The sequence below is a fragment of the Halorubrum sp. BV1 genome (assembly GCF_000746205.1).
In the GTDB taxonomy this organism is placed as follows: Archaea; Halobacteriota; Halobacteria; order Halobacteriales; family Haloferacaceae; genus Halorubrum.
The window spans coordinates 64,014-77,314 of record NZ_KN050825.1; the positions used below are offsets into that span (position 1 = coordinate 64,014).

Consider the following 13,301-nt stretch of genomic DNA (forward strand, 5'->3'; position numbering starts at 1 on the left):
GTGGCGTCGGCTTACGCGACGATGATGTCGCTGTCCGACTCCGCCTCGTCGTCCGTGTCGGTCTCCGCGTTGCCCTCGGCGTCCGGCGTCGTCGCCTCCTGTTCGGGGACGACGACCTCGTCTCCGGCCGGCCCGGCGTCTGCGGCCGAGTCAGGAGACGCGGTCTCGTCGTCGGTCCGCTCTACAACTTCGACGTGGTCGTCGGAGTGGGTCCGCCGCTCGCCGCCGGCGGCCGCGTCGGTGTCGGCGTCCGCCTCCGCGGTCGCGGGCTCCGAATCGGACGCGTCTGGGGCCGCCTCGGTCCCCGCCGCGTCGGCGGTCGCCGTCTGGGCGTCCTCCAGTTGTCTGACGCGCTCTTTCATCTCCACGAGCTCTTCTGTGAGCCCGTTGACCGCTGCTTGGAGTTCCGAGACCTGCCGTTCGAGATCCTCGACGCGATTGCTCATATACTCACGTATGCCCACGCGGGCCGTATAAATCTGCGTCAGACACATGTGTGATCACACCGCATGGAACGGGGATACACGACGGATCACACCAAGCGTCGTACACGGCGAGTCAGCCGACGTCATACCGCGTCCCGGCGGCCCGTCTCACGAGTGAGAAATATGTCAGGAATTGTGATATGTGGGCGGCTGTCGACGACGACGCGCGTCACACGGTCGGACGCGATTCGGTCGCTTGACCGATGTTTCGTGCGGTTGAAACGAGTCTGACGTGAGACTGACGGCAGGGGAAGATTCTTGTACCCTGACCGATATCTCGGGCACATGAGCAAGATCACCTTCCGGGCCGACGACGACCTCGTCGAGCGGCTGGAAGCGTGTGACGCCTCTAAGAGCGAGGTGATGCGCGAGGCCCTCCGGACGCACCTCGGAGACGGGGACTCCGCGTCCGACGCGTCTGACGCCACGCTGGACGCCGCGGTGGCAGACCGAATCGACGATCTCATCGCCGACCGACTCGACGCCGCGTTAGACGACCGGCTCGGCGGGTCGGGTGACCGCGCGTATACGCCTGGAAACGCCGGTGAGATCAACGTAAACGTCACACTCGACGCCAACGGTGCCGAAGACGGCGATGCGCGTGTGACACGGGAGGCCGCGACAGACGCCGAGTCGGAAACGCGTAAGACGCCGGCCGATACCGACGTGCAAACGCGAGAAAACGTCTGTGGCGGATGTGGCGAAAACGTCCCCTCTGACCACGTTTACTGCCCGAACTGCGGCGAAAAGCAGTCGCACCGAGCGTTCTGTGAGTGCGGTGACGAACTCCGAACAGACTGGGCGTTTTGCCCCGGTTGCGGTCGTCGGACCCCCGCAGCGGACGTGTTGAACGACCGGTAATTGGCCGATGGATGCGTGTATACACCTGAATTCCAGTGTTTCCGCCTGTGTCTTACGCCGGGCGATAGTTTTATAATCCTAGCATCGGTGGATACGACTGCGTAAGACGGTCGTCTTACAGAGGCCGCCCGGGGCGGGGGACACCCCCGCAGTCGGGCGATTCGTCGCTGTAAGACACACGCGTCGCGTGCCTGCCGTCTTACCGGGGGAATACCAATGGAGCGTGTGACACTACGAATCCCGAAACAGCAGATAGACGAGGTCGAACAGATGGTCGAGACGGGGGAGTTCCCGAATCGGAGCGAGGCGATCCGCTCTGCCGTTCGCGACATGCTGAACGAACAGGACGGCGAGCACGAAGAGCGCAGCCGCAACCGCAACTGGGCAAAGGTGTAATCTGATGCAAGATCTTGTTCAAGAGGCCCTCGACAACGCGGAAGCGGAGAAGCGCGAGATGGACGCCAGCATGGACGACGACGAGTTCGGCGACCCCCGAATCGTCATCGTCGGTGCCGGCGGTGCCGGAAACAACACGATCAATCGCCTGTACAACATCGGCGTCGACGGCGCTGACACGGTCGCGATCAACACCGACAAACAGCACCTCAAGATGATCGAAGCCGACACCAAGATCCTCGTGGGCAAGTCGCTCACGCAGGGGCTCGGTGCCGGCGGCGACCCCAAGATGGGCGAGCGCGCGACCGAGATGGCCCAAGGGACGATCAAAGAGGTGCTCGGCGACGCCGACCTCGTCTTCGTCACGGCCGGGATGGGCGGCGGCACGGGGACCGGCGCGGCCCCCGTCGTCTCGAAGATCGCGAAAGACCAGGGCGCTATCGTCGTCGGGATGGTGTCGACGCCGTTCAACGTCGAGCGCGCTCGCACGGTGAAAGCCGAGGAGGGGTTAGAGGACCTCCGCAACGAGGCCGACTCGATCATCGTCCTCGATAACAACCGGCTTCTCGATTACGTCCCCAACCTGCCGATCGGAAAGGCGTTCTCGGTGATGGATCAGATCATCGCCGAGACCGTGAAGGGCATCTCGGAGACGATCACCCAGCCCTCGCTCATCAACCTCGACTACGCCGACATGTCCACCATCATGAACCAGGGTGGGGTGGCGGTCATGCTGGTCGGCGAGACTCAAGACAAAAACAAGACCCAAGAGGTGGTCAACGACGCGATGAACCACCCGCTCTTGGACGTGGACTACCGTGGCGCGAGCGGCGGACTCGTCCACATCACGGGCGGTCCGGATCTGACACTGAAGGAGGCCGAGGGGATCGCGAACAACATTACCGAACGTCTGGAGGCGAGCGCCAACGTCATCTGGGGCGCGCGCATCCAAGACGAGTACAAGGGGAAGGTGCGCGTCATGGCGATCATGACGGGCGTTCAGAGCGCGCAGGTGCTCGGCCCCTCCACGCAAAAGCAGGCCGACAAGTCCCGTGCCGCGGTCAACAGCGAGGACCTCGGCGACTCGCGCTCCCGTGCGGCGGAGGCGAGCGGGACCGCGGGCGGCGCAGCCACCTCCGGCGGCGAACGCGGCGCGTGGGAGTCCGACGGCGGCAGCGACCCCGTCGAAAAGAACAACGGCCTCGACGTCATCCGCTGAGTTCGACTCACCTCGACGGCCACCGCTTTTTCCAGTGCGTCGCGCGACGGGCGCGAGGACTTAACATCGCGCGACCCAAGCAGAGTCATGTGTTACCTGCCCAGTCGCCTCGGCCGGGTTGGAATCGTCCGAACGCCGACCGCAATCTGCTCCGAGTAGTGCGCCGATGACGGACGCCGCGCTCGCGTTCACGGGACCGAAGACGGTCGAGATCCGCGAGGCCGACGTCGGAGAGCCGGCCGCCGGCGAGCTCCGGGTTGACACGCGCGCGTCGGCGATAAGCGCCGGCACGGAGCTGCTCGTCTACCGGGACCAGACGCCGTCTGACGTGCCCGTCGACGAGACGCTCGACGCGCTCGACGGGGAGTTCTCGTATCCGCTCCGATACGGTTACGCCGCGAGCGGCGTCGTCGACGCGGTCGGTGCGGACGTCGATTCGGACTGGATCGGCCGGTCGGTGTTCGGGTTCGTCCCGCACCAGACGCGGTTCGTGGCCGAACCCGACGACGTGGTCACGCTCCCCGCCGGAACCCCGCCCGCGGTCGGCGCGCTCCTCCCGTCCGTCGAGACGGCGACGAACCTCGTCCTCGATGCGGCCCCGCGGCTCGGCGAGCGCGTCGTCGTCTTCGGAGCCGGCGTCATCGGCCTCTGTGTCACCCGGCTGCTCGCGTCGTTTCCGCTCTCCTCGCTCGTCGTCGTCGATCCCGTCGAGCGCCGGCGCGGTCTCGCCGCCGCGATGGGTGCAGACCGGACAGAGAGGCCAGAAACCGTCGATGACGCCGTCGGCGACGCGGACCTCGCGCTCGAACTGTCCGGACAGCCGGATACGCTCGACGACGCGATCGGTGCCGTCGGCTACGACGCGCGGATCGTCGTCGGCTCGTGGTACGGCGCGAAGCGCGCACCGATCGACCTCGGCGGGCGGTTCCACCGCGACCGGATCGACCTGATCTCCAGTCAGGTGTCGACTATCAGCCCGTCGCTGCGGGGACGGTGGGACCGCGACCGCCGGTTCGACGAGGCGCTCGGCTGGCTCGACCGGATCGACGCCGACGAGCTGATCACGCATCGGATCCCCTTCGAGCGCGCGCCGGAGGCATACGAGCTTCTCGACTCCGAGGCGACCGACGCGGTGCAAGTCATCTTGGCGTACGGCGAGTCGTGACGGGCGATACGTGAGTCGGGAGCGACGCGGTTCCGCTCCGGACGGGGGCTTACTCTACTCCGGGTCGCCGAGAGTCGCGGCGTGGCGCGACACCCGTCCGCTGACGACGAGATAGTCGCGAGCGAACACGGCGAGCGAGGGCGTGAGGACGACCGGCGCGGCGGTCCGGACGAGTGCGGTCGGCGCGGCGGGGACGAGCGCGGCGGTGAGAAAGACCATCTGGACGCCCGCGAGGTACTTGCCGAGATCGCTGTCGGGGAGGTCGAAGACCGGGCGACCGCGAGCGCGACGCAGCCCGACGGCTCCCCGGAAGGCGTAGCGCGCGGCGGAAAGCGAAAGATACCAGACGGGGAGGACGCCCCAGACGACCGCGACGAGGGGTGCCGCGACGAACCCGAACGTGTCGTACGCCATATCGAGCCGTTTCCCGATCTCTGTCTCGCTGCCGATCGTTCGCGCGACGCGCCCGTCGAGTCCGTCGAGGAGGACGCCGACGCCATACCCCACCGCCGCGATCCACGCGACGTTCGCGTCCGGGGACGCGACGACGAGGCCGGCGACGGTGGCGTAGAGCGCGCCGCGGACGAGCGTCACACCGTTCGCGAGGCCGAAAAGGCGAGGGCCGTCACCGCGTGCTGTCGACCCGTCTGTCGGCTCGCCCGCGGGTGCCCCGGTCGCGTCGACGCCGCCGAGTGCGAACGCGACGTACCAGAGCTGGCCCGCCAGACAGAGGCCGGCGACGGTCGTCGGCGAGACGCCCAGCCGCCCCGTCTCAGTCACCGGGAGCGCCGTCGACAGCCCGACCGCGAGCGCGACGCCGGCCAGCGCCGGGAGCATCAGACCGGCGAGAACCGCGGAGGCGCTGCCGAACGCGCCACCAAGCGGGGGTCGAGAGGTCCCGGACACGACTACCGACGCAGCAGGACGGCGAGCACGACCACCAACACGACCTGTGCGAGCTTGTCGACCGCGCCGAGGGTTCCGACGTCTGCCGGGAACGACCGACCGCCGCCGGCGAAGTTGACGACGTACCACAAGAGGATCTGAACGAGCGTGAACGCGACGCCGACCCCGTACAGCGCGCGGCGGCGGTAGCCGCGCACCAAGAGGACGATCCCGCCGACGAATCCGAGCCCGGCGAGGACGAAGCTGATCCCGAGCGCCGAGGGGACCATCCGCACACCCAGAAGGAGGTGGACCGCGGCGGAGACCACGGCCGCGAGGATACCCACCCAGTGGAGGCCGTTCAGCGACTCGACGCCGGCGGTCGGCTGTTGTGGTGCGGTCGTCGCCATACGAGGTCCATGCGCCTCACCCACATATGTATACTGGCCACGCCGACGTCTCGGGGGGCGTCTCGTGACCCCCGCGGCGATACGGCGGGTCACGCCCCGCGCGGATCGAACTCGGGGTCGCGGAGTGCATCGACGCGAGCGAGTTCGTCCGGCGTCAATCGTTCTGCCGCCGCCGCGAGGTTGTCGACGAGGTGCGCGTCGGTGGTGCTTGAGGGAATCGGAACCACCCCTCGGGAGACGTTCCACGCGAGCACGACGCCGGCGGGGGAGAGGTCGCGGTCCGCGCCGATCGCGGCCAGCGCGGGCTCGTCGAGGAGTCCGGGCGCGGACAGCGGCGAGTGGGCGATCACCCGTATCCCGCGGTCGTGACAGAGCGAGACGAGGTCGTCTCGGGGGAGATACGGGTGGCGCTCGACCTGCACGAGCGCCGGAGCGATCGTCCCCGTCTCAAGCACCGTTTCGAGCTGGTCAACGGAGACGTTACAGATGCCGATCGTCCGAGCCAGCCCGCGCTCGCGGACGGCCTCTAGGTTCCGCCACGCCTCGGCGAGCGATACGTCCGCGGTGTCCGGGCCGCCCGCGTCGTCCTCCGGAAACGCGAGCGCCTCCTGGCGATCGGGCGGCAGCTCGGCGAGCCGGCGAAGGTCGCCGGTGTGTGCGAGCGCGCCCGGCCAGTGGAGCGCGTAACAGTCGAACGCGTCGACCCCAAGGTCGGCGAGGCTCCCCTCGGCGGCGGCGAGCATGTGCTCGCGTCGGTGGTTCGTGCGCCACGGCTTCCCGAGCAGGAAGACGCGCTCGCGGTCCGGCGCGCCGGGCGCGGCGAGCGCGTCGCCGATCCGATGCTCGTTGCCGTACAGCTCCGCCGTGTCGAGCAGGCGGTAGCCAGAATCGAGCGCGGTCGCGATCGAGCCCGCCCGGTCGACGTACTCGCCGTCGCGGTAGCGCGAGCAGCCGAATCCGATCGGCGGGAGTCGCAGGGCGCTCGCGCCGTCGCCTCCGCACGCAGACTCATCCTCGCGCGGCGGAGAGACGACCGGGGCCGCGGGCGGGTCCGCGGTCGCGCCGCGGTCGGAAACGAGGACCGGTCCGCCCTCGTCGGCCGCGGTCTCGATCGCGTTGCAGACGGCGACGACGTGTGCCCCTCGGCGGCCGGTCTCGCGAGAGGGGTCTCCGACCACGACGCTCGCCGCGAGCCGCTCGACGGCGTCCACGTACGCGTACGGCGTCTCGGGATGTTGCGGCGGCGCGCTCACGTACTCGCGGCCGATTCGCCCGAATTGTACGTCGTCGCGGGCGGTCGACATCGCGCCGGTTCCGGTCAGGTACAGCGAGCCGTCGTCGCCGTGCAGTTCCAGCCCGTAGAACTCGCGGGCGCGGTGAGGCGCGTAGAAGCTGGCGGTGAGCCGCACCGTCGGCCCGGCCGCGAACGACAGCGTCGCCTCGACGTGGCTCGGTACCGACGGGCTGCGCTCCTCCCGCTCGGGCCAGACGTCGAGGGCGTCGGCGACCCGCACCCGGTCGACGGGACCGAACCACGAGACGAGAAGCGTCAGCGGATACACCGCGCCGTCGTACAGCGGGCCGATCGCCAGAAACGAGTCGGGACGATCGTGCCAGTCGGTGACGCGTCCGACGTGTGCGTGCGCGTATCCCAACTGTACGGGACCGAGCCGGCCGTCGGCGAGCAGCCGCCCCGCCCGCCGCTGGGACGGCGCTCGCGGCGTGTCGGGGGCACAGCCGAGCGCGAGTCCGCGTCGTCGCGCGAGCGCGAGGAGGTCGCCGGCCTCGTCGGCGTCGAGCGCGAGCGGCTTCTGCGAGTAGACGTGACGGTCGGCCGCGAGCGCGGTCCGCGTCACGGACGCGTGCGCGGCGTGGCTCGTCAGGTTCACCACGAGCGGCGCGTCGACCGCCGACAGCGCGTCGTCGAGGTCGGTGAAGGCGGGGACGGCCGCGTCGTCGGCGTCGCGGCGGTCACCGTACGCGGTAGCGAGCGCGGCGGCGCGGTCGGCGTCGAGGTCGACGACGCCCGCGAGCGAGAGGTCGCTCTCGGACAGCCCCGCGGCGTACTCCTCGGCGATCGCCCCCGCACCCACGAACAGGCAGTTCACGATCGTACCGGGTGGTCGAGCCACATAGGTGTCCCGGCGGTCGCGGAGACGAGGTGACGGCCGCGCGCGCAGTCCGACCGTCGGTGCGGTTTAGTCGTCGCGTCTCGAACGACGGCCGTGCACCGAGAGCCCGGGATGAGTCGGCTCGGCACCGCCTGTCTCCGCACGCTGCAGGCGGCGGGGCGACGGCTCTCCTACGGGACGAACGTCTTCGAGCGCGAGTGGGACGTGCTCGTCGTGCTCGACGCCTGTCGGGCCGACCTCCTGCGATCGGTCGCGTCCGAGTACGAGTTCCTCGGTCCCGTCGAGACGGTCCGGTCCGTGGGCAGTTCCTCCTCGGAGTGGTTAGAGAAGACGTTCGAGGGACACCCGGAGACCACACAGACCGTGATGGTCACCGGAAACACGTGGACTGACCGGTACTTGGAGGCCGACGCGTTCGCCGCGCTCGACGAAGTGTGGAAGTACGCGTGGGACGGGGAGGCCGGAACAGTGCCGGCTGCGGCCGTGACCGACAGAGCGATCGCGCTCGCCCGCGACCGCGACCCCGACCGACTCGTCGCCCATTACATGCAGCCGCACCACCCGTTCGTCCCGGACCCGATCGCGGGCGATGAGGGGTTGGCGCGGACCGGCGAGGAGAGCAACGAGGGGAACCCGTGGGTGCTGCTCCGGCGCGGCGAGGTGGGGGTCGACCGCGTGTGGGACGCCTACGAAGCGAACCTCCGGCACGTCTTGAGTGAGGTCGAATCGCTCGCGGCCAACGTCGACGGGCGGATCGCGGTCACCGCCGACCACGGGAACCTCTTCGGCGAGTGGGGGCTGTACGGCCACCCGATGTACACGCCGGTTCCCGCGCTGCTCGCGGTTCCGTGGGCGATGGTCGACGGCGAGGACACCGGCACGCGCGATCCGACGCTCGCGCCGCCCGAGCCGCTACCGGTGTCGCGAGTTCACGAGGACGGCGAGACGGAGCGGGGTCGGCTGCGCGCGCTCGGGTACCTCTGACCGGACCGGAGCACCGACGGCGCTTCCGTCGCCCTCCGGATTTACGTGGATCGCGTCCGTGGATCGGCCACATGTACGCGACGACGGTCACGACGGCGTTCGTGGCCCAGCATTACCTCACGGTCGTCGACGAGGGTCCCGAGAGCGTTCCACACTCGCACCGGTTCGAGGTGGAACTCACGTTCCGCGGCCCCGCGTTGAACGAGCACGACTACCTCGTCGATATCGACGACGCCGACGCCGCGCTCGACGGGCTCGCCGACCGCTACCGCGACGCGCTGCTCAACGACCTCCCGGAGTTCGAGGGGGGAAATCCGAGCGTCGAGCGCTTCGCCCGCGTCGTCTTCGAGCGCGTGACCGACGCCGTGACCGACGACACCGTGCGCGAGCTGGCGGTGACCGTGTGGGAGGACGACGACGCCGCGGCGACGTACGACGCGCCCGTATGAAGATCGGCCTCACGCTGTACGGGAGCCTCGACGAGCAGTCGGGAGGGTTCCGCTACGACCGGAAGCTCGTCGAGGAACTCCGGCGGGCGGGCGACGCCGTCGAGGTGATCGAACTCCCGTGGCGCGGCGCGGCGGGCGGGGCGTGGCGGGCGTATCCGCGCGGCCTGCTTGACGGCGTCTCTCCGCGGTTCCGGGACCGACTCCGCGTCGACGTCGACGTCATGCTGCAAGACGAGTTGGCGCATCCGTCGCTGTGGCGGCACAACCGCGCCCTGTCGTGCCCGATCGTAGGAATCGTTCACCACCTTCGCGCCAGCGAACCGCGTCGGCTCTCGCCGCTGTACCGGGCCGTCGAGCGGCGGTACCTCGACACGCTCGACGGCGTCGTCTGCAACAGCACAGCCACTCGCGAGGCGGTGACGGACCTCGGCGTCGACCCGGACGCCACGGTGGTCGCGCCGCCAGCGGGCGACCGGTTCGAGGGGCCGAACAGTCTCGGCGATTCCGCCGGCGGCGGCGACGGAGGGACACTCGCAGATCGGATCGCCGACCGCGCGGCCGAGCGCTCCCTCCGGGTCGCGTTCGTCGGTAATCTCGCGCCGCGGAAGGGGCTCGACACGCTGGTCGAGGGGGTCGCCGCCGCGGACGCCGAGATCGACCTCACCGCCGTCGGTCGGTCGGTCGACGAGTCCCACGTCCGCGACGTGAGGCGGCTCGTCGACCGACGGGGGCTCACAGAGCGCGTGCGGTTCGCCGGACGGCTCTCCGACGGCGAGCTCGCGGCGACGCTCCGGGAGAGTCACGTCCTCGCCGTCCCCTCCCGCTACGAGGGGTTCGGCATCGTCTACGTGGAGGGGATGGCGTTCGGGTTGCCGGCCGTCGCCTCGCGCGCCGGCGGCGCGGAAGACGTCGTCACGGACGGAGAGACGGGACTCCTCGTCGACCCCGACGATCCCGAGTCGGTCGCCGACGCGCTCGACGCGCTCGCGAGCGACCCGGACCGACTCGCCGAGATGAGTCGAGCCGCCAGACGGCGGTACGAACGGCATCCCGACTGGAAAGAGACGACGGCGCGAGTCCGACGGCTCCTCGCGGCCGTCGCCGACGGGGACTCACCGGATGTAGCGCAGTCTCCAGTTCCGGAGGTGCCGACGTGACTGGATCTTTCCGGCGGTATCTCCGGGCGAAGCGATCCGTCGACGACAGAGCGCTCGACCGGCGGCTCGTCGGGCTGTTCCGCGAGCGACTGGCGGAGCGGGCGTCGCGATCTGAGCAGGCCGAGAGCGCGACGAAGAGGGAGCAGGCCGAGAGCGCGACGAAGAGGGAGCAGGCCGAGAGCGCGACGAAGACGGAACGGGGCGAGGGGGCGTCCGGACCCCTCCGCGTGCTGGAGGTCGGAGCCGGCGTCGGCACGATGGTCGCTCGGCTGATCGACTGGGAGGTGCTCCCGCCGGGACGAACTAGATACGTCGCCGTCGACCGCGACGGCGACACGCTCAGCGGGTTCTCACCCTTCCTCCGCGAGTGGGCGGCCGGCAGGTCCGACGTGTCGATCACCGACGCCGGTCCGCCCGCTGACGGTGGGTCGCCCGCGGACGAGGGGAGACTCGTCGTCGAGTCGCCGACCCGTACCGTCGAAGTCGAACCCGTCGCAGCCGACGCCGCAGCGTACGCCGAGTCGACCCGGGGGGAGTGGGACGCGCTGATCGGTATGGCGCTTCTCGACGTGCTCGGACTCGACCGACTCGACCCGCTGCTCTCGGCGCTCGCGCCCGGCGGCACGTACTACTTTCCGATCACTTTCGACGGCGGGACGCGTTTTCGTCCGTCCCGCCCCGACGACCGGGCCGTCGAGCGGCTGTACCACCGACACATGGACGAGAAGCCGGGCGGGACGAGCCGCGCCGGCGGCGACGCGCTCGACCGGTTGCGCGAGGCGAACGGCTCGACGCTCCTCGGCGTCGCCGGATCGGACTGGATCGTGCGGCCGGACGACAGCGGAGGCGGCTACCCCGGCGACGAGGCGTACTTCCTCCAGCATATCCTCGACAGCGTCGAGGAGGCGGTCGGCGAGGTGATCGCCGAAGAGGCACAACGGAGAGTGGACGCGGCAGGGAGCCTCTCTGCAGTCGACCTCGACGCGTGGCTCGCCGGTCGTCGCGAGCAGGCCGACGCCGGCGAACTCGTCTATCTCACGCACCAACTCGATCTGCTCGGCCGCGTCGACGGCGGGGCGTGATTCACGGGCTGGTCGACTCGGAACCGCGGTGAGACCTGACCCGGGCGCTGGTCGGTCCGATCGACGACCGGGTCAGGTCGCCGCCTCGATCGACGCCAGCAGCCGACACTTCCGACACACGTCTCGGCTCGTCTTCGAGCCGCAGCGCTCGCACTCGGAGATGTCGGGAGAAGAGACGCCGGCCGAGTCGTCGGCCGCGTCGCGTTCGGCGTCGCCGGTCGACTCTCCCTCCCCGCTTCCGCGATAGGCCTCGGCTGCGAGCGCCGACAGCTCCTCGTAGCCCGCCATGATCGAGTGGCGCGCGCCGGGGTGGTTCTCCTCTAACTCGTGGATCGTCGACTGGATCTCGCCGCGGTACGCCTCCTCGGCGTGGGGACACTCCGCCATGTGCGTCGGGAGGTCGCGGACGTGACAGTAGAGGGCGATCTCCTTTTCCGGCACGTCGCGCAGCGGTTTGGCGCGCGGGACGAACTCGTCTGTCCCCTCGCGCTCGTCGAACGGGCCGAGCGAGGCGTCGAAGTGTTTCGCCACCTGCCGGACGTCGCCCTCCAAAAAGTTCATCATCGCCGTCTGAGCCTCGTCGTCGAGGTTGTGGCCGGTGAGCAGCTTGTCGGCGGCGAACTCGGCGGCGTAGGTTTCGAGCAGGTCGCGGCGGAACACGCCGCAGTACGCGCAGGCGGCCATGTTCTCCGGGTCCGACTCGACGACGTCGTCCATCTGGACGCCGAACTCCGCCTCGTAGGAGACCACCTCGTGACGCAGCGAGAGGTCGTCGGCGAGTTCGACGCAGGCGTCGAGGCTGGCGTCACGGTACCCCTCGATCCCTTCGTGGATCGTCAGCGCCAGCATCTCGACGCGCGGATCCTGCCCGAACACGTCGTCTAGGATCTGTGTGAGCGCGACGCTGTCTTTCCCGCCCGAGAGGCCGATCACCCACCGGTCGGGGTCGTCCGGCGTGGCGTCCGGATCGAGCAGTCCGTCCTCGCGGACCCGGCGTTTCACGCGCTTTTCGACCGACCGGCGGAGGTGCTCGCCACAGAGATGCGCCCCGGAGTAGGCGGCGTGGTGGATCGCGTCCGCCCCGCACTTGTCACACTCCATCGGTGCCGGGTTGCAGACGCGCGGGGATACCCGTTTCGGGGCGGACGCCCCGCGGCACTCGGAGCAGTCGTCTCACAGGCACGGGAAGCCGCCCCGCGGCACTCGGAGCAGCCGCCCCGCCGGGGTCGGTCAGTCGTCGCTCGGATGAGGGACGCCGACGACGTCGTCGACCGCCGAGGCGGCGATCACGAGCCGCTCGTCGCTCGTCGTAGTCACCATCTTCGACTCTGCGAACGTCGTCCCGTCGGCGCGGAGGCCGGTGCTCGTCCCGGTCCACCGCTCGCCCTCCGCGACGGCCGGGAGGATGTGGGTGCGGATGTGTTCGACCTCCTCGTCCGGATGTAGCCGCTGCCAGCGCTCGCCGACGAGATCGTCCGGGTCGTAGCCGTACAGCGCACCGTACCGCTCGTCGACGAACTCGAACGTTCCGTCCGGCCCCACCGTGCAGACGCCGTCGAACGCGACGTCGGTCACCGGACGCGTCCCCTCGGCCGGGTTCGCCGCGCCGTCCGCATCGAACTGTCCGGTCTCGCCGTCGAGCGCGTGTTCGACCCGGCGCAACAGCGCGGTGTACCCGTCGACGCCGCCGCGCTTGTGAACGTAGTCGCTGACGCCCGCGCGGATCATCTCGGCTGCGATCGCGTCCGGGTCCTTCGAGGAGAACAGCAGAAACGAGAGGTCTGGACGACTCTCTCTGGCCGCCGAGAGCAGTTCGACCCCGGTGTATCCGGGCATGTCGTAGTCGCTGACGACGCAGTCGAACGGCTCCGACTCGATCCGGTCGAGAGCGACCGTCGGATCGGTCTCTGCGACCGCCTCGTAGTCGACCGCGTCGTCGCGTTCGAGGTACGCCGCGACGAGTGCGGCGAGCCCCGGCTCGTCGTCCACACAGAGTACTCGGTGGGACGGGACGGTCATGAGCGTGGTTGGTGTCCCGCCAATATAGCGGTTGTGTCCCAATATCGATACTGATAG

General features: G+C 69.5%; 14 protein-coding genes. 8 read left to right on the forward strand and 6 right to left on the reverse strand.

The window, feature by feature from the left end:
• Positions 1-11 precede the first annotated feature (11 nt).
• Positions 12-446, reverse strand: coding sequence for a DUF7518 family protein (locus EP28_RS11870; protein WP_049984218.1), 435 nt, complete (start codon positions 444-446; stop codon positions 12-14).
• A 324-nt stretch (positions 447-770) separates the two neighbouring features.
• Between EP28_RS11870 and EP28_RS11875 the strand changes: the two genes are divergently transcribed.
• From EP28_RS11875 to EP28_RS11890, 4 genes are all read left to right on the forward strand, one after another.
• Positions 771-1,346: a double zinc ribbon domain-containing protein gene (locus EP28_RS11875; protein WP_049984219.1), complete on the forward strand. Its 576-nt coding sequence runs from the start codon at positions 771-773 to the stop codon at positions 1,344-1,346.
• Positions 1,347-1,562: 216 nt separating this feature from the next.
• Positions 1,563-1,742, forward strand: a complete 180-nt coding sequence (locus tag EP28_RS11880) for a ribbon-helix-helix domain-containing protein (RefSeq protein ID WP_049984220.1) — start codon at positions 1,563-1,565, stop codon at positions 1,740-1,742.
• Between the two features lie 4 nt (positions 1,743-1,746).
• The gene (gene ftsZ, locus EP28_RS11885) at positions 1,747-2,961 is read left to right on the forward strand and encodes a cell division protein FtsZ (RefSeq protein ID WP_049984221.1); all 1,215 of its coding nucleotides are present in this window, start codon (positions 1,747-1,749) and stop codon (positions 2,959-2,961) included.
• Between the two features lie 166 nt (positions 2,962-3,127).
• Positions 3,128-4,126: a zinc-dependent alcohol dehydrogenase gene (locus tag EP28_RS11890; protein WP_049984222.1), complete on the forward strand. Its 999-nt coding sequence runs from the start codon at positions 3,128-3,130 to the stop codon at positions 4,124-4,126.
• Between the two features lie 54 nt (positions 4,127-4,180).
• On the opposite strand, the gene EP28_RS11895 is transcribed toward EP28_RS11890, so the two are convergent.
• The 3 genes from EP28_RS11895 to EP28_RS11905 all read right to left on the reverse strand — a co-directional run bounded on the left by EP28_RS11895 (position 4,181) and on the right by EP28_RS11905 (position 7,529).
• Complete coding sequence (locus tag EP28_RS11895) at positions 4,181-4,963, reverse strand: CDP-alcohol phosphatidyltransferase family protein (RefSeq protein ID WP_049984223.1); 783 nt, start codon at positions 4,961-4,963, stop codon at positions 4,181-4,183.
• Positions 4,964-5,034: 71 nt separating this feature from the next.
• Entirely contained in the window at positions 5,035-5,421 is a 387-nt protein-coding gene (locus EP28_RS11900) for a DUF7475 family protein (RefSeq protein ID WP_049984224.1), read from the reverse strand.
• 89 nt (positions 5,422-5,510) lie between these two features.
• Positions 5,511-7,529, reverse strand: a complete 2,019-nt coding sequence (locus EP28_RS11905; protein ID WP_049984225.1) for an aldo/keto reductase — start codon at positions 7,527-7,529, stop codon at positions 5,511-5,513.
• Positions 7,530-7,664: 135 nt separating this feature from the next.
• Here EP28_RS11905 and EP28_RS11910 point away from each other — a divergent pair, with 135 nt between their 5' ends.
• The 4 genes from EP28_RS11910 (at position 7,665) to EP28_RS11925 (ending at position 11,225) form a co-directional block, all read left to right on the forward strand.
• The gene (locus EP28_RS11910) at positions 7,665-8,537 is read left to right on the forward strand and encodes an alkaline phosphatase family protein (protein WP_049984527.1); all 873 of its coding nucleotides are present in this window, start codon (positions 7,665-7,667) and stop codon (positions 8,535-8,537) included.
• Positions 8,538-8,608: 71 nt separating this feature from the next.
• On the forward strand, positions 8,609-8,986 hold the full coding sequence (locus EP28_RS11915; RefSeq protein ID WP_049984226.1) for a 6-pyruvoyl trahydropterin synthase family protein: 378 nt from the start codon (positions 8,609-8,611) through the stop codon (positions 8,984-8,986).
• A complete protein-coding gene (locus tag EP28_RS11920) occupies positions 8,983-10,143 on the forward strand; it encodes a glycosyltransferase family 4 protein (RefSeq protein WP_049984227.1) in 1,161 nt (386 codons plus the stop codon). Before EP28_RS11915 ends, EP28_RS11920 begins: the two co-directional genes overlap by 4 nt.
• Positions 10,140-11,225 carry a hypothetical protein gene (locus EP28_RS11925; protein WP_049984228.1) on the forward strand — a complete coding sequence of 362 codons (1,086 nt, stop codon included), beginning with the start codon at positions 10,140-10,142 and terminating at the stop codon, positions 11,223-11,225. Before EP28_RS11920 ends, EP28_RS11925 begins: the two co-directional genes overlap by 4 nt.
• A 72-nt stretch (positions 11,226-11,297) precedes the next feature.
• Here the strand turns inward: EP28_RS11925 and EP28_RS11930 are convergent, their stop codons facing one another.
• Together EP28_RS11930 and EP28_RS11935 are read right to left on the reverse strand one after the other, a co-directional pair.
• Positions 11,298-12,326 (reverse strand): tRNA 2-thiolation protein NcsA, encoded by a 1,029-nt coding sequence (locus EP28_RS11930; RefSeq protein ID WP_049984229.1) that lies wholly within the window; start codon positions 12,324-12,326, stop codon positions 11,298-11,300.
• 129 nt (positions 12,327-12,455) lie between these two features.
• A complete protein-coding gene (locus tag EP28_RS11935) occupies positions 12,456-13,244 on the reverse strand; it encodes a response regulator (protein WP_049984230.1) in 789 nt (262 codons plus the stop codon).
• Between the last annotated feature and the right edge of the window lie 57 nt (positions 13,245-13,301).

Excerpts from the sequence above, each read along its gene's own strand:
- EP28_RS11880 (WP_049984220.1), top strand. The coding sequence starts at position 1,563 with ATGGAGCGTGTGACACTACGAATCCCGAAACAGCAGATAGACGAGGTC.
- EP28_RS11915 (WP_049984226.1), top strand. The coding sequence starts at position 8,609 with ATGTACGCGACGACGGTCACGACGGCGTTCGTGGCCCAGCATTACCTC.
- EP28_RS11910 (WP_049984527.1), top strand. The coding sequence starts at position 7,665 with ATGAGTCGGCTCGGCACCGCCTGTCTCCGCACGCTGCAGGCGGCGGGG.
- EP28_RS11930 (WP_049984229.1), bottom strand. The coding sequence starts at position 12,326 with ATGGAGTGTGACAAGTGCGGGGCGGACGCGATCCACCACGCCGCCTAC.
- EP28_RS11920 (WP_049984227.1), top strand. The coding sequence starts at position 8,983 with ATGAAGATCGGCCTCACGCTGTACGGGAGCCTCGACGAGCAGTCGGGA.
- EP28_RS11895 (WP_049984223.1), bottom strand. The coding sequence starts at position 4,963 with ATGCTCCCGGCGCTGGCCGGCGTCGCGCTCGCGGTCGGGCTGTCGACG.
- EP28_RS11870 (WP_049984218.1), bottom strand. The coding sequence starts at position 446 with ATGAGCAATCGCGTCGAGGATCTCGAACGGCAGGTCTCGGAACTCCAA.
- EP28_RS11890 (WP_049984222.1), top strand. The coding sequence starts at position 3,128 with ATGACGGACGCCGCGCTCGCGTTCACGGGACCGAAGACGGTCGAGATC.
- EP28_RS11935 (WP_049984230.1), bottom strand. The coding sequence starts at position 13,244 with ATGACCGTCCCGTCCCACCGAGTACTCTGTGTGGACGACGAGCCGGGG.
- ftsZ (WP_049984221.1), top strand. The coding sequence starts at position 1,747 with ATGCAAGATCTTGTTCAAGAGGCCCTCGACAACGCGGAAGCGGAGAAG.
- EP28_RS11875 (WP_049984219.1), top strand. The coding sequence starts at position 771 with ATGAGCAAGATCACCTTCCGGGCCGACGACGACCTCGTCGAGCGGCTG.
- EP28_RS11900 (WP_049984224.1), bottom strand. The coding sequence starts at position 5,421 with ATGGCGACGACCGCACCACAACAGCCGACCGCCGGCGTCGAGTCGCTG.